We start from the raw sequence: 15,124 nt of genomic DNA, 5'->3' as shown, positions 1-15,124 counted from the left end.
CAATGAAGCTGCGCACGCGGCTGTTCCTGAGCATTTCGGCGCTGGTCACGGTGGCCCTGCTGGGGCTGCTGCTGGGGCTGGTCAGTGTGCTGCAGATGGCAACCATGCAGCAGCGCCTGGTGCAGGACACCTCCCACACCCTGGAACTGGGGCTGAAGCTGCGGCAGAACCTGGGCGAGCAACTGACCCTGATGCTCGACGAGGACACCACCGCGCAAAGCCTGGCCAGCTTGCAGAGCGAGTTCCAGGCCCTGCTCACCCAAGGGCTGGAGCAGGGCGGCGAACGGACCGGTTTCAGCAAGGCCGCCAGCCATTACCAGGCCTTCCTCCAGGCCTACCGGGAGAGCCCGGCCCCCTGGCGCAGCCTGGGGGCCGAGCAACCCCTGGGGGCGGCCTTCAGCCAGTTGCGCAACGACCTGCTCGACTCACACGAGCAGGCGTTGCAGCACATCACCCGCAGTGAGGAAACCTCCCGCGACCGTGCCTTGCTGATCAGCGGCCTGCTTGGCCTGATGGGCCTGGCCGTGCTGGTGCTGGGCTTCATCACCGCGCACAACATTGCTCGGCGCTTCGGCCAGCCCATCGAGGCGCTGGCCGAAGCGGCCGACCAGCTGGGACAGGGCAACTTCGACGTGACCCTGCCCGTCACCCAGGCCACCGAGCTGAACCAGCTGACCCGACGCTTCGGGCTGATGGCCGATGCCCTGCGCAAGCATCAGGCGACCAACGTCGACGAACTGCTCGCGGGCCAGCAGCGCCTGCAAGCGGTGCTCGACAGCATCGACGACGGCCTGCTGATCATCGACCGCCAGGGCCGCCTGGAGCACTTCAACCCGGTGGCCCAGCGCCAGTTGGGCTGGGACCACGACCGCCTGGGCGCGAGCCTGGCCGAAGCGCTGCAACGCCCGGAGCTGGAGCAGCAACTGCGCCAGGTGCTGCGCGGCGGCAGCCTGGATCGCCCGCCCGACGACCTGAGCCTGGAGGTGGACGAAGAAAGCCGCCTGCTGACCTACAGCCTGACCCCGGTCAGCCACCCACAAGGGCCGATCCTCGGCGCGGTGATGGTGCTGCACGATGTCACCGAACAGCGCGCCTTCGAGCGGGTACGCAGCGAATTCGTGTTGCGCGCCTCCCACGAACTGCGCACCCCGGTCACCGGCATGCACATGGCCTTCGGTCTGCTGCGCGAGCGGGTCAGCTTCCCGGCCGAAGCCCGTGAGCATGACCTGCTTGAAACCATCGGCGAGGAGATGCAGCGCCTCACCCAACTGATCAACGACCTGCTCAACTTTTCCCGCTACCAGAGCGGCCTGCAAAAGCTGGAACTGGCGCCCTGCGCACTCGACGACCTGTTCGAACGGGCCCAGGCCCGCTTTGCCGAGCAGGCTGCGGCAAAACAGATCGAGCTGATTCGCGAACTGGAACCGCCGCTGCCGCGGATCCAGGCCGATATCGCCCAGCTCGACCGGGTGCTGGACAACCTGCTGCACAACGCCATCCGCCATACCGCCAGCGGCGGGCATATCCGCCTGCATGCACGGCGGCACGCGGAGCGGGTGATCGTCAGCGTCGAGGACAACGGCGAAGGCATTGCCTATGGCCAGCAGGGGCGGATCTTCGAGCCGTTCGTGCAGGTCGGGCGCAAGAAAGGCGGGGCCGGCCTGGGCTTGGCGCTGTGCAAGGAGATCGTGCAGTTGCATGGCGGGCGCATGGGGGTGTTCTCACGGCCAGGGCAGGGGACACAGTTCTACATGGCGTTGCCGGTTTGAGTGCACCGCCAGCCTGGACGCTCGGGCTTGGCTCACCGCCTTCATCGCCGGCAAGCCGGCTCCCAAGGATCACCGCAGCCCCTGTGGGAGCCGGCTTGCCGGCGATGAGGGCCCCAAGGGCAGCAAAACGCTCAAGGCTCATCATTGATCCGCCGCCCCGCCACCCGCCGCCCGCGGGTGATCAACTCGGCGAACTGGCGGGCGTTGAGCGGGTGGGCGAACAGCCAGCCCTGGCCGTAGTTGACCCCTTCGCTGCTGAGGAACTGCGCCTGGTCCTCGCACTCGATACCCTCGGCGATCACCCGCAGGTGCAGGTCGTGGGCCATGCGGATGATGTGCGGGGCCACGCCACTGCTGGCGGCGTCGTGGCCAAGGGCGTCGATGAACGCCTTGTCGATTTTCAGGCAGTCCACCGGCAGGGTCTGCAAATAGGCCAGGCTGCAATAGCCGGTGCCGAAATCATCGATCAGCACCTGATGGCCTTCCGTGCGCAAAGCCTGGAGGTTGTCCCGGGCCACCACGACGTCGATCAACCCGCGCTCGGTCACCTCGAAGGCGATCTGGCTGGCGGCCACCCGATGCTGCGCCAGCAACCGCGCGGCAACCCGGCCGATGCGCGGTTCCATGACATCACAGGCCGCCAGGTTCACCGAGATGTACAGGTGGCGGTTGGCGCGCAGCAGCTGGCCGAGCTGTTCAAGCACCCGCTGCAGGACAAAATCGGTGATCTGGCGGATCTGCCCGGTATTTTCCGCCAGCGGGATGAACAGCTCCGGGCTGGTCAGGCTGCCGTCCGGGCGGCGCCAGCGGATCAGCGCCTCGGCCCCCACGCAGCGGCGGCTGTCCAGTTCGATGATCGGCTGATACAGCACCTGCAACTCGCCCCGGCGCAAGGCCTGCTGCAGCTCGGAGCTCATCGAGCGGCGCTGCTGGATCAGTTGCAGCACCAGCCAGCCGATGCAGCAGGCCAGCACCAGGCTGCCCGGGAACAGCAGCCAGAGCAGCCCGTTGAGTTTCAGCGGCAGGCTGGCCCGCGGGGCGATCAGCACCAACTGGTAGTCGGGCGACTTGGTGGCCATGCGATAGACCAGCCGATCATGCAGCTCCAGCAGCGACTTGTGCGACGGCGGCGGCCAGTCCGCCGTGGGCGGCCAGGCCTGCGGCGGGCCGAGCACCGGGATCGCGCGGTTGCCGCGGTCAAGCACCACCAGCAGGCTGCCGCCCGGCGGCAGGTCGACCACATCGCTCAGATGCCCGCGCGAGGTCGACACCAGGAAATTGCCACGGCCCAGCATCAGGGCAGCCAGGTTTTCATTGGGTTCGGTGGTGGTGTTGAGCCAATAGCTGTAGGTCGGCCCTTCTATGTCCGGTGCACGCAAGGGCTCGATGACCCGCTCGCCGCCGCGGTTGGAGCAGGCCGACTGGCCATCGGCATAGGCCGCCTCGTAGATGAACCGCGACTTCAGCGCCACCTGCTGCAGCAGGGCCTGCATGGGCGGGCCACAGCCGCGCAGGGGTTGGGACTGCAATTGGTCGACCCCTTCACGCAACTGGCCGAACACCTGCTCCAGCCGTTCGAGAAAGCGCTCGCCACGGGCATTCATCTGGGCGCTTTCACTGTCCTTCATCTGCTGCAGGGTCACACCGACACTGGCGGCCAACAGCAGCGCAGCGCTGCCCAAGGCCGCGAGCACCGCGAGCAGCCAGGGGTGGTGAAAAAATTGACGCACTGAGGCGTTAGGGGCAGGCATGCGCGGCATCCAGTTGAATACCAAAGGTATAGCAACTGAATGAGTAGCCAGCTTTGCCGTTCGGAAGACGGCGCCGCGAAGCAGCCCCTACAAGGTTCAACGTTTGCGGTTGAGCACCTGGAGCATGGCGGCAGTCTGCGCATCCGGCAGGCCGTCGAAACGCTGCGGGCGGAAGCGCATCTGGAACGCCGCGATGACGTGGCGCGTGGCCACATCAAGCTCGCCGGTCTGGTCGATGGCGTAGCCGAAACGCGCCAGTTGCTGCTGGTACCAGGCGACGGTCGGCGGGTTGGCGTCGAAGTAGGCCTGTTGGCGTGCCACCGACGCGGCGTCCGGCCAGATGCTTAGCCCGGCATCGGCCAGGCGCTTCCAGGGGAACAGCGGCCCGGGGTCGAGCTTGCGCAGGGGGGCGATGTCGCTGTGACCGATGATATGGCGTGGGTCGATGTTGTTACGCTTGACGATGTCCTTGAGCAGGGCGATCAGCGCCTGCACCTGGGCTTCGCTGTAAGGGTGCCAGACCCGGCCAGCCGGCGTGTCGGTGTAGCCCGGGTTGACGATCTCGATGCCGATGGAGCTGGAATTGAGCCAGGTGCGGCCCTGCCACTGGCTGTCGCCGGCATGCCAGGCGCGACGGTTTTCGTCGACCAGCTGGTAGACCGTGGCCGGGCCATCGCCGATCAGGTAGTGGCTACTGACTTCGCCGTGGGTCAACAACGCCAGCGAGCGCTCCAGCGAAGCGTTGGTGTAATGCACGACGACGAACTGGATGCGGCTGTCCTGGTTGACCGAAGGGTGGCTGCGGTCGATGCGCAGGCTGCTGGAACAACCGGCCAGGGCCAGCAGGAGCAGGGCGGTGAGGAGCTTTTTCATTGCAGGGGGCACGTCATTGAGTAGGCGACAACAGCGCTACAGTATAACGTGCTGCCGCCCTGGCGTTAGTGTTGCTTTCAGCGCGTGCACATGACCAGGAACTCCAGCGAGTTGTCCCCGCTCGGGCCGTTCTTGTCCACGAGTTGGGTCATGACCGTCACCTGTTCCGCCAGCGGCTTGCCGATGACCTTGGCCTGCCCATGCATCAGGCTGTCATGGCTGCTGGCATCGATTGGCTGCACCGAACAGTAGCCCGGGTCCTGATGGACGATACGCGGATTGAACTTAAGCTTGTATTGCGTGAAATAGTCGGCTTGCGGCTGGCGCTCGACCTTGCTGATCCATTCCGGCCATTGGCGCAGGACACTGCCATCGGCAGCCACATGCGCGGTCAGCACCACATCCTTGGCCATGGCGTTTGCCTGGAACATCAGGCTCAGCAGCACTGGCATGATCCACTGGGTCATCTTCATTTATTCACTCCGGGTTTGATCGATCTGTTGGCGATGCGCTGAAAACCAGCGCTCGCCCGCAGTGTCGATGACCCCGTAGTGGCGCAAGCGGTATCTATTTATGCCTGCTCGACGCGGTTGCGCCCTTTGTCCTTGGCCCGATACAAGGCTTCGTCCGCGCGCTTGAGCACCTGGTCGCCACGCTCGCCGGGGCGGAAGGCGCTGAGGCCGATGGACGTGGTGATCACCACCCGCTCGCCCTTGAAGTGGAACGGGCAGGCTTCGATAGCCCCACGCAGTGCTTCGGCAACCTGCACTGCGGCGGGCGGTGAGGTTTGCGGCAGCAGCAAAACGAATTCCTCACCGCCGAAGCGGGCGATGAAGTCCCGACCACGCAGGCGTTTGCGCAGCTGGTCGGCGACGATCTTGAGCACTTTGTCGCCCGCCAGGTGGCCATAGCCATCATTGATGCGCTTGAAGTGATCGAGGTCGAGGATAGCCATCGCCAGGTGGCCGCCGTTTTCATGCCAGTCGAGCACTTCCTGTTCGACCCGCTCGGACCAGGCCGCGCGATTGGGCAGGCCGGTCAGCGGGTCGATCATCGCTTTCTGCCGCTGCTCTTCAAGGTGCTCGCGGTAACCCAGGGCCTCCTGCTCCATGCTCGCCACACGCTCGGCCAAGCCATGCAGGCGGCCGGCCAGCTCCTGCTCGCGGCGGTCACGCTCGTGCTGGTGGTCGTCCATGGTCAGCAGCAACCCTTCCAGGCGGCCTTCCAGGATGTGCTTGAGGCTGTCGACATCGGCAGCACCCTGCACGCTGCTCTGCAGGCCGTCGACCTGCTCGCGCAGCTGGCTGTCCAGCTCGCGTGCGGCGGAGCTGTTGTCGGCATGGCCGGTACTGGCTTCGTGCAAATGGCTCTGGAAGCTTTCCAGGCGTTCGTTGAGCTGCTGCAGGTAGGCTTCGAACTCGTGCTGGCCGCTGTCGGTAATGGCCAGCATCAGTACTGCCAGGTCATCCAGCACCGGGATCAGTTCGTACCAGTTGAGGCCGCGCGCCACGCGCTCGCGCATCTCCAGGGCCTGGGCCTTGTGGCGCTCGGGCAGGCTGAGGTCGTCGAGCAGGCCGATCAAGGTCTGCTCGATATGGGCGGCCACCTGGCTGTAGGGCGGCTCGACGGCGTCGGGCAGGGCATATGGGCCGTCTTCGCCGACCAGCTCTTCGAGTGTCTTTACAGGTGATGGCTGGGCGACTTCGGGCACAACCTCGGCAGGTAATGGCGCAGGCTCGGCCGCCTGCTGCTCGATGATCTGCGTCTCGGGTTCAGGCTCAGGCTCGGCTTGAGGCTCAGGCTCGGGTTGCGGCTGGGGCGCCGCGAAAACGGCTTCAACGGCTTCGACCAGCACCGGGCCCGACGGCTCTATTATCGGCTGCTGCGGTGGGGCAGGTACGCTGGCCGCAAACGGGTGGAGCTCGTCGGCATCCTGCGGTTGCGTATCCGGCTCGGCAACCAGCCTCGCGCTTTCCTCCGGCTGGGCAGGTTGTGGCGCAGGCTGCAGCTCACCCTGCGCTTCATCGCGCCCACCGAACAGGCGCTGCAGCAAACCCGGGCGGGCCTCGTCGTCCGGCTTTTGCACGGCACTCAAGGCTCGCCCTTGCAGACCGCTGAGCTCACCCAGCAGGGGCGGCAGTTCACGGGACTGGCTGACGCCACCGTCGAGCTTTTTCGCCAGTTTCTTCAGGGGCCGCGACACTTCACCCGGCAGCGGCAAGGCCTGCAACTGGTTGACCAGTGCTGTCAACGCGTCGCTGACCTGGTTCATGCGGGTTTCCCGACGCTGCTCGGAATCGAGCACGGCCTTTTCCAGGCGTGGGATCAACCCGGCGAGCCCGGCGTCCATATTGTCGCTGCGGATGACTTCGCGCATTTCCTTCATGCACTGGTCGACGATCTTGTCGCTACCTTCCGCTGCCAGGGTGCTGCGCACCAGGCCACGACGCAACAGGTCGAGCCGGGCGTCCCAACGCCTTTCGAGCTTTTCCTGCTGTTCGATGCTTTTAAGGTACTTTTCTTTCCAGCGCTCGGCTTCTTCGCTCATGCCTGAATCCGCAAAGGGTGATGGCATCTAGCCCTGTGATGACTGGATTTCGGCACAAGTCCCCAACACTTGAACGCGCCGATCACATACGCAGGCCTAGCTCAGGACCGGCAGCGTATCCACAGTCAGGGCATCAGGCAATCGGATCTCGACGGCGACGGGCAGGTGATCGGAAATCGGCTGTGCCAGCACCTCGACCCGTTCCAGGGTGAGGCTCGGGCTGAGCAGGATGTGATCGAGGCAGCGCTGTGGCCGCCAGCTCGGGAAGGTGGCCTCGACCTGGGGGGCAATCAGGCCCAGATCGCGCAGCGGCGAGTGCTCGAGCAGGTCGGTGGCGTGGGTGTTCATGTCACCCATGAGGATCTGATGACGGTAGCCGCCGATCAGCTCGCGAATGTAGGCCAGTTGCAGGGCGCGGGTCTTGGCACCCAGCGCCAGATGCATCATCACCACGATCAGCGCGTCGTCACCTTCGCCAAAGCGCACCAGGATCGCGCCGCGACCGGCCGGGCCGGGCAGCGGGTGGTCTTCCAGGTGCTGGGGCTTCAGGCGGCTGAGTACGCCGTTGCTGTGCTGGGCGAAACGCCCGAGGTTGCGGTTGAGCTGTTGATACCAGTAGGGGAAGGCGCCCAGCTGGGCAAGGTGCTCCACCTGGTTGACGTAGCCTGAGCGCAGGCTGCCGCCATCGGCCTCTTGCAGGGCCACCAGGTCGAAATCGCCCAGCAGGTCACCGATCTTCTGCAGGTTGCCCGCTCGCCCGGTATGCGGCAGCAGGTGCTGCCAGCTGCGGGTCAGGTAATGACGGTAGCGCTCGGTGCTGATGCCGACCTGGATGTTGAAACTGAGCAGCCGCAGGCGACCATCCTCTGGCAGGCCAGAGGCCTGCAGGTGATGTTCGTTGACCTGCGGCTGGTGCAGGCCGACGCCACGGGTGGAGCGCAAGCGAGCCATGGGGTACGCCGCTTACTTAGCGGCGCGCTCCTTGTCGATCAACTGGTCGGCAACGTTCAGTACGCCTTCCGGACCACCTGCGGTGCCCAGGTCGAAGCGGTACTTGCCGTTGACCACCACGCTTGGCACGCCGGTGATTTCGTACTTCTTGGCCAGTTCTTTGGCCTGGTTGACCTGGCCCTTGATGGCGAAGGAGTTGAAGGTGGCAAGGAACTTGTCCTTGTCGACGCCCTGGGTAGCCAGGAAGTCGGCCATGTCTTGCGGGTCGGTCAGGCGCTTGCGCTGGTTCTGGATGGCATCGAAGACCGCGGCATGCACCTTGTGCTCGACGCCCATGGCTTCGAGGGTCAGGAACATCTGGCCGTGGGCATCCCACGGGCCGCCGAACATGGCGGGGACGCGCTTGAAGTTGACGTCCTTGGGCAGCTTCTCGGCCCACGGATTGATCACAGGTTCAAAGTGGTAGCAGTGCGGGCAGCCGTACCAGAACAGCTCGACCACCTCGATCTTGCCCGGCACGGACACGGGGACGGGGTTGCTCAGCTCGATATATTCCTTGCCGGCGGTGGCAGGCTCCGCGGCCTGTACGGCGGTCATACCGAACACGCTGGCGGCGACCAGCGCAGCGCTGAGAATCAGTTTACGCATGCTTTACTCCTGAGCAGTCTTTGGTCGCCTCGACGCGACCTGTCTGGGACAGGCCGGGAAGGGCGCGAGTTCTGTAGTGTACGACCCTGAACGAAAAAAAGGGCAGCACGGGCTGCCCTTTCATCTTTGTCGCACATCATTAACCCATTGTTAACGCGCGGGTTGCGAAGCCCTGTTGCTGGCAAGCAGCCCCCAGGACCTGGCGACTGACCTCAGTGCAACCCCTGGATGTAGCTGGAGAGCGCCTCGATATCCTTGTTGCTCAGCTTGCCGGCGATGGTGCGCATGGTCATGGCGTCGCCGTCGTTGGTGCGGTTGCCTTCACGGAAATCCGTGAGCTGCTTGGTCACGTACTGCGAGTGCTGGCCACCGAGGTGCGGGAAGCCGGCCAGGGCGATCCCTGCGCCGTTGGGCGAGTGGCAGCCGGTACAGGCGGGCATGCCTTTCTCCAGGTCGCCGCCGTTGAACAACGCGCGGCCACGCTCCACCAGTTTCGGGTCGGCGGCACCGACACTGCCTTTCTGGCTGGAGAAGTAGGCGGCGATATCGGCCAGGTCCTGGTCGCTGAAGTTGGCGAGCATGCCCGTCATTTCCAGCACGGTACGCTTGCCGGCCTTGATATCGTGCAGCTGTTTTTCGAGATAACGTTCGCCTTGGCCGGCGAGTTTCGGGAAGTTCGGCGCCAGGCTGTTGCCGTCGGGGTTGTGGCAGGCGCCACAGACGGCCGTCTTGGCCTGGCCAGCGGCAGCATCGCCTTTGATGGGTTCGGCAGCAGTGGCCGCACCCGCGACACCCATGGTCAACAGCAGACTCACGACTAGTTTGTTCATCAGCTAATCCAACACGGCTAAGGGTGAAATGTTATGTATCGGGACTGCCGCTCATCCAAAGGATGACCAATCGGTAGTCCTCGGCACTGCAGTCCATGCACAATCCACGCGGCGGCATAGCCTTGAAACCCTGTGTAACATGCGCCACCAGTTGCGCCATGCCTTGCGCCAGCCTTGGCTCCCAGGCTGCCCGGTCACCCCGTTTGGGGGCCTGTGGCAACTGTCCGGCGTGACAGGCCGCACACGTGCGGTTGTACAACGCCTCGGGATCCTGTGTAGCCTGTGCGCTGAAATACGGCAGGAACATACCGACAGCAAGCAGCCATTTCGCCATGCGGAACGACCTGACAGGGTTGGGGGCCGCGCTGCGTTCTGTTGCGCGAGCTATTGTTCGGCACCCCATGCCCGTTCTCCTTCGCTGGGAGAATGAGCACACAAAAACTGGGGCATTATATACTTCCGTCATCCAAACGGAAACGACACCGCTTGCCGCGCCTGGGCCAACCGTTCCAGTGCCGGGCAACACCCACATCGGATATCCCATGCAAGTCAAGAACCCCATCCTCGGCCTCTGCCAGAAAGCCACCTTCGCCCTCAGCGCCGCCAAGGTCGAACAATGCCCTGAAGACCAGGGTTACGAGGTGGCCTTCGCCGGCCGTTCCAACGCCGGCAAATCCAGCGCCCTCAACACCCTGACCCATGCCAGCCTGGCGCGGACTTCCAAGACCCCAGGCCGCACCCAGCTGTTGAATTTCTTCAGTCTGGACGATGAACGGCGTTTGGTCGACCTGCCGGGCTACGGTTATGCAAAAGTGCCGATCCCGCTCAAGCAGCACTGGCAAAAGCACCTGGAAGCCTACCTGGGCAGCCGCGAGTGCCTGCGCGGGGTGATCCTGATGATGGACGTGCGCCACCCGATGACCGACTTCGACAAGATGATGCTCGACTGGGCCAAGGCCAGCCGCATGCCCATGCACATCCTGTTGACCAAGGCCGACAAGCTGACCCACGGTGCCGGCAAGAACACCTTGCTCAAGGTGCAGTCGGAAATTCGCAAGGGCTGGGGCGACAGCACCACCATCCAGCTGTTCTCGGCGCCCAAGCGCCTGGGCCTGGAAGAGGCTTACCGCGTGCTGGCGGACTGGATGGAGCTGGAAGACAAGCCGGTGGCGTGAGTGCTTTCGAGCTGGGTGCGTGGGGGCGGCGGTGCGCCGGTCCCACGATGCCCCCGCAAACGCTGAATTGCGGGCAAAAAAAACCCCGGACTTCGTATGGGGAGGGGGAAGTTCGGGGTCTAAGTCCGGACCGCTAGGGCGGGGTCCAGATATCTGCCAACACTTAACACAACATAGGAGCATCGAAAGGCTTCACCAGCCATTCAGTTACTCTGAGTGGCGGTTCACCGGATTAGTTCCGAGGCCCTCAAAACTATTTGAAATAGTTTCATGAACCAGCCGATCTAAGGCCAGGACCCGCGACACCACGCCGCAGATCCTACACAGCTTTCACCCCGCGTTTAGTGAGCTTCGTCCCAATTCGAGCCGACGCCCACTTCCACCAGCAGCGGCACGTCCAGCTCGGCGGCGCCACTCATGTAGCCGCGAATCTCATCTTTGACCTGCTCCACCAGGCCCTCGCGCACTTCCAACACCAGTTCGTCGTGCACCTGCAGGATCACCCGCGCATCCAGCCCGCTGTCGGTCAGCCAGTTGTCCACCGCCACCATGGCGCGCTTGATGATGTCCGCCGCCGTGCCCTGCATCGGCGCGTTGATCGCGGTGCGTTCGGCGCCTTTGCGCAGGGCCGGGTTCTTGGCGTTGATGTCCGGCAAGTACAGGCGGCGCCCGAACAAGGTTTCGACGAAGCCTTGCTCGGCCGCCTGGGCGCGGGTGCGTTCCATATAGGCCAGCACGCCCGGGTAACGGGCGAAGTAGCGGTCGATGTAGTCCTGGGACTGTTTGCGGTCGACGCCGATCTGCTTGGCCAGGCCGAATGCGCTCATGCCGTAGATCAGGCCGAAGTTGATCGCCTTGGCGCTGCGGCGCTGGTCGGTGGTGACTTGATCCAGCGCCACGCCGAAGACTTCGGCGGCGGTGGCGCGGTGCACGTCCAGATCATTGCGGAACGCATGCAGCAGCCCTTCGTCCTTGGCCAGGTGGGCCATGATGCGCAGCTCGATCTGCGAATAGTCCGCCGCCAGCAGCTGGTAGCCGGGGCTTGCGACAAAGGCCTGGCGGATGCGTCGGCCTTCGGCGGTGCGCACGGGAATGTTCTGCAGGTTCGGGTCGCTGGACGACAGACGCCCGGTAGCGGCGACCGCCTGCTGGTAAGAGGTATGCACACGCCCGGTACGCGGGTTGATCTGCCCCGGCAGCTTGTCGGTGTAAGTGCTCTTGAGCTTGCTCAGGCTGCGGTACTGCATCAGCACCTTGGGCAGCGGGTAGCCTTGCTCGGCCAGGTCATCCAGTACGGCTTCGGCGGTGGAGGGCTGGCCCTTGGCGGTCTTGCTCAGCACCGGCATGCCCAGCTTGTCGTAGAGGATCACCCCCAGTTGCTTGGGTGAGCCAAGGTTGAATTCCTCGCCGGCCAGCTCGAACGCCTCGCGCTCCAGCTCGACCATCTTCGCCCCCAGTTCACCACTCTGCACCCCCAGCAGCGCGGCATCGACCAACGCGCCCTGGCGCTCGATCTTCGCCAGCACCGGCACCAGCGGCATCTCGATGTCCATCAGCACTGGCAGCACGCTCGGCGTTTCGGCCAGCCGCGCCTGCAACGCATGGTGCAGGCGCAGGGTAATGTCGGCGTCCTCGGCGGCGTAGGGGCCGGCCTTCTCCAGCGGGATCTGGTTGAAGGTCAGCTGCTTGGCGCCCTTGCCGGCGATGTCTTCGAAGCTGATGGTGGTGTGCTCGAGGTACTTCTGCGCCAGGCTGTCCATGTCGTGACGGCTGGCGGTGGAATTGAGCACGTAGGACTCGAGCATGGTGTCGTAGGCCACGCCGCGCATCTGGATGGCCGGGCTGCCGTTGGCCAGGATGTTGATGTCGTACTTGGCGTTCTGGCCGATCTTGCCTTTGGCCGGGTCTTCCAGCAGCGGCTTGAGCGCCTGCAGCACCGCCTCGCGGTCCAGCTGGGCAGGCGCGCCTTCATAGTCGTGGGCCAGGGGCACGTAGGCGGCCACATTGGGTTCGATGGCGAACGACAGGCCGACCAGTTGCGCCTTCTGCGCATCGAGGCCGGTGGTTTCGGTGTCGAAGGCGAACAGCGGTGCCTGGCGCAGCTTCTCCAGCCAGGCGTCGAAACGCGCCTGGTCAAGGATGGTTTCGTACTGCGGCTCGACCTTGGCCGCAGGTGCCTCGACCACACTGGCAGTGCCAGCGGCGGCGCCCTTGGGAGCAGCCTGGGCAGCATCACGCTGCACATCGGCGACCCAGCTCTTGAACTCCATCTCGGTGTACAGCGCCAGCAAGGCTTCACGGTCCGGCTCGCCGCAAACCAGGGCGTCAACCTCGACATCCAGTTCCACATCGCACTTGATGGTGGCCAGCTCGTAGGAAAGGAAGGCCGCGTCGCGGTGCTCCTCAAGCTTGGCGGCCAGGGTCTTGGCCCCGCGAATGGCCAGGCCCGCGACCTTGTCCAGGTTCTGGTACACATCGCTCAGCCCGCCACCGATACCGGTCAGCAGGCCCACGGCGGTCTTTTCGCCAACACCCGGCACGCCGGGGATGTTGTCGACCTTGTCACCCATCAGGGCGAGGAAGTCGATGATGTGTTCGGGACCGACGCCAAACTTCTCGTGCACGCCAGCCACGTCCAGCACGCTACCGGTCATGGTGTTGACCAGCGTAACGTGGCCGTCCACCAGCTGGGCCATGTCCTTGTCGCCGGTCGAGATGATCACCGGCCGGCCGGCGGCCGCGCTGCTGCGGGCCAGGGTGCCGATCACGTCATCGGCCTCCACACCCTCGACACACAGCAGCGGGTAGCCCAGGGCACGCACGCTGGCATGCAGCGGCTCGACCTGCACCCGCAGGTCGTCGGGCATGCTTGGGCGGTTGGCCTTGTACTCGGCGAACATGGCATCGCGGAAGGTCCCGCCCTTGGCATCGAACACCACCGCGAACAGGCTGTCGGGGTATTGCTTGCGCAGGCTCTTGAGCATGTTCAGCACGCCCTTGACCGCACCGGTGGGCAGGCCTTTGGAAGTGGTCAACGGCGGCAGCGCGTGGAAGGCACGGTAGAGGTAGGAGGAACCGTCCACCAGGACGAGGGGCGCTTGGCTCATGAGGAGAATCAACCTTTTCGACGGGTCCGGCGCTAGAATAGCCAGAATCATTGACGACAAAGGGACTAGGTTATCATGCGTACATTGAATCGCCTGTTAGTGCTCGGCCTGTTGGCAACCATGCCAGTCGTCACCCTGGCGGCGGACGACGCCCCATCGGCAGATCCCGATGTGACCATTCGCACGGAAGGCGACAAAACCATCCAGGAATACCGGCAAAACGGCTTCCTGTATGCGATCAAGATCACGCCGAAAAACGGCAAGCCTTATTTCCTGGTACGCGCGGATGGCACCGATGCCAACTTCATTCGTTCCGACCAGCCGGACATGCTGATCCCGGCCTGGAAGATCTTCGAGTGGTAAGCCAGTAACGCGTATCGTACTTATCAACCAGGCACTTCCCGGGGGAAGTGCCCGCATGGGCAATTTTTCAACATGTCAGTCTTCACCCCTGTGTCCCGGCCTGAGCTGGAAACCTTTCTGGCGCCCTACGAGCTGGGCCGTCTGCTCGACTTCCAGGGCATTGCCGCCGGCACCGAGAACAGCAATTTCTTCGTCAGCCTGGAAAAAGGGGAATACGTGCTGACACTGGTCGAGCGTGGGCCGGTGGAAGACATGCCGTTCTTCATCGAGCTGCTCGATGTACTGCACACAGCCGACATGCCCGTGCCCTATGCCCTGCGTGATCGCGACGGCAATGGCCTGCGCGAGCTGTGCGGCAAGCCGGCACTGCTGCAGCCGCGGCTGTCGGGCAAGCACGTGAAAGCGCCGAACAACCAGCACTGCGCCCAGGTGGGTGAATTGCTCGCGCATATCCACCTGGCAACCCGCGAGCACATCATCGAGCGCCGTACCGACCGTGGCCTGGACTGGATGCTGGCGTCCGGTGCCGAGCTGCTGCCGGGCCTGAACCCCGAGCAGGCGCAACTGCTGCAACCGGCGCTGGACGAGATCACCGCGCACAAGGCGCAGATCCTCGCTTTGCCCAAGGCCAACCTGCACGCCGACCTGTTCCGCGACAACGTGATGTTCGAAGGCACTCACCTGACCGGTGTGATCGACTTCTACAACGCCTGCTCCGGGCCAATGCTGTATGACATCGCCATCACCGTGAACGACTGGTGCCTGGACGAGCACAGCGGCCTCGACCTGCCCCGCGCCCAGGCGCTGCTGGGCGCCTACGCGGCGCTACGGCCATTCACCGCGGCCGAGGCCGAACTGTGGCCACAGATGCTGCGCCTGGCGTGCGTGCGCTTCTGGCTATCGCGGCTGATTGCAGCCAAGGAATTTGCCGGCATGGATGTCACCATTCATGACCCGCGGGAATTCGAGGTGCGTCTGGCGATGCGTCAGCAGGTGGCTTTGAAGTTGCCGTTCGCTCTGTAAACCGTGGGAGCGGGGGGGGGGGGGGGGGGGGGGGGGGGGAGGAGGGGCACCCCCCCCCCCAAAAACAACAACCCCCAGAACACAAA

At 64.4% G+C, this 15,124-nt stretch carries 13 protein-coding genes; 4 read left to right on the top strand and 9 right to left on the bottom strand.

Annotation, left to right across the window (positions count from 1 at the left end):
* The first annotated feature begins 2 nt into the window (after positions 1 to 2).
* On the top strand, positions 3 to 1,769 hold the full coding sequence (locus tag ACO6VM_RS14600; protein WP_401056065.1) for a KinB sensor domain-containing domain: 1,767 nt from the start codon (positions 3 to 5) through the stop codon (positions 1,767 to 1,769).
* A 131-nt stretch (positions 1,770 to 1,900) separates the two neighbouring features.
* On the opposite strand, the gene ACO6VM_RS14595 is transcribed toward ACO6VM_RS14600, so the two are convergent.
* The 8 genes from ACO6VM_RS14595 to ACO6VM_RS14560 form a co-directional block, all read right to left on the bottom strand.
* The gene (locus ACO6VM_RS14595; protein WP_394366644.1) at positions 1,901 to 3,529 is read right to left on the bottom strand and encodes an EAL domain-containing protein; all 1,629 of its coding nucleotides are present in this window, start codon (positions 3,527 to 3,529) and stop codon (positions 1,901 to 1,903) included.
* Positions 3,530 to 3,616: 87 nt separating this feature from the next.
* Positions 3,617 to 4,393, bottom strand: coding sequence for an N-acetylmuramoyl-L-alanine amidase (locus ACO6VM_RS14590; protein ID WP_401056063.1), 777 nt, complete (start codon positions 4,391 to 4,393; stop codon positions 3,617 to 3,619).
* Positions 4,394 to 4,470: 77 nt separating this feature from the next.
* Positions 4,471 to 4,866: a hypothetical protein gene (locus ACO6VM_RS14585; protein WP_401056061.1), complete on the bottom strand. Its 396-nt coding sequence runs from the start codon at positions 4,864 to 4,866 to the stop codon at positions 4,471 to 4,473.
* A gap of 98 nt (positions 4,867 to 4,964) precedes the next feature.
* Entirely contained in the window at positions 4,965 to 6,941 is a 1,977-nt protein-coding gene (locus ACO6VM_RS14580; protein ID WP_401056059.1) for a GGDEF domain-containing protein, read from the bottom strand.
* A 96-nt stretch (positions 6,942 to 7,037) separates the two neighbouring features.
* Positions 7,038 to 7,892, bottom strand: coding sequence for an endonuclease/exonuclease/phosphatase family protein (locus ACO6VM_RS14575; RefSeq protein WP_401056057.1), 855 nt, complete (start codon positions 7,890 to 7,892; stop codon positions 7,038 to 7,040).
* Positions 7,893 to 7,904: 12 nt separating this feature from the next.
* Positions 7,905 to 8,540 carry a thiol:disulfide interchange protein DsbA gene (gene dsbA / locus ACO6VM_RS14570; protein WP_422403459.1) on the bottom strand — a complete coding sequence of 212 codons (636 nt, stop codon included), beginning with the start codon at positions 8,538 to 8,540 and terminating at the stop codon, positions 7,905 to 7,907.
* A gap of 212 nt (positions 8,541 to 8,752) precedes the next feature.
* Positions 8,753 to 9,370, bottom strand: a complete 618-nt coding sequence (locus tag ACO6VM_RS14565) for a c-type cytochrome (protein WP_110995021.1) — start codon at positions 9,368 to 9,370, stop codon at positions 8,753 to 8,755.
* A 31-nt stretch (positions 9,371 to 9,401) separates the two neighbouring features.
* On the bottom strand, positions 9,402 to 9,704 hold the full coding sequence (locus ACO6VM_RS14560) for a c-type cytochrome (protein ID WP_110995057.1): 303 nt from the start codon (positions 9,702 to 9,704) through the stop codon (positions 9,402 to 9,404).
* Between the two features lie 208 nt (positions 9,705 to 9,912).
* On the opposite strand from ACO6VM_RS14560, the gene yihA reads away from it, so the two are divergent.
* Positions 9,913 to 10,545 carry a ribosome biogenesis GTP-binding protein YihA/YsxC gene (gene yihA / locus ACO6VM_RS14555; protein WP_390970034.1) on the top strand — a complete coding sequence of 211 codons (633 nt, stop codon included), beginning with the start codon at positions 9,913 to 9,915 and terminating at the stop codon, positions 10,543 to 10,545.
* Positions 10,546 to 10,886: 341 nt separating this feature from the next.
* Here yihA and polA read toward each other — a convergent pair whose 3' ends face one another.
* Positions 10,887 to 13,652 (bottom strand): DNA polymerase I, encoded by a 2,766-nt coding sequence (gene polA / locus ACO6VM_RS14550; RefSeq protein ID WP_401056054.1) that lies wholly within the window; start codon positions 13,650 to 13,652, stop codon positions 10,887 to 10,889.
* A gap of 75 nt (positions 13,653 to 13,727) precedes the next feature.
* Between polA and ACO6VM_RS14545 the strand changes: the two genes are divergently transcribed.
* Both ACO6VM_RS14545 and ACO6VM_RS14540 read left to right on the top strand, forming a co-directional pair.
* The gene (locus ACO6VM_RS14545; protein WP_110995018.1) at positions 13,728 to 14,015 is read left to right on the top strand and encodes a DUF2782 domain-containing protein; all 288 of its coding nucleotides are present in this window, start codon (positions 13,728 to 13,730) and stop codon (positions 14,013 to 14,015) included.
* A 72-nt stretch (positions 14,016 to 14,087) separates the two neighbouring features.
* Positions 14,088 to 15,038 carry a homoserine kinase gene (locus ACO6VM_RS14540; RefSeq protein WP_401056052.1) on the top strand — a complete coding sequence of 317 codons (951 nt, stop codon included), beginning with the start codon at positions 14,088 to 14,090 and terminating at the stop codon, positions 15,036 to 15,038.
* Positions 15,039 to 15,124 lie beyond the last annotated feature (86 nt).

It is taken from the genome of Pseudomonas sp. GZD-209 (assembly GCF_049310485.1).
In the GTDB taxonomy this organism is placed as follows: Bacteria; Pseudomonadota; Gammaproteobacteria; order Pseudomonadales; family Pseudomonadaceae; genus Aquipseudomonas; species Aquipseudomonas sichuanensis.
The sequence above is the reverse complement of the archived record's forward strand: the minus strand, read 5'-3'. Positions and strand labels throughout refer to the sequence as shown.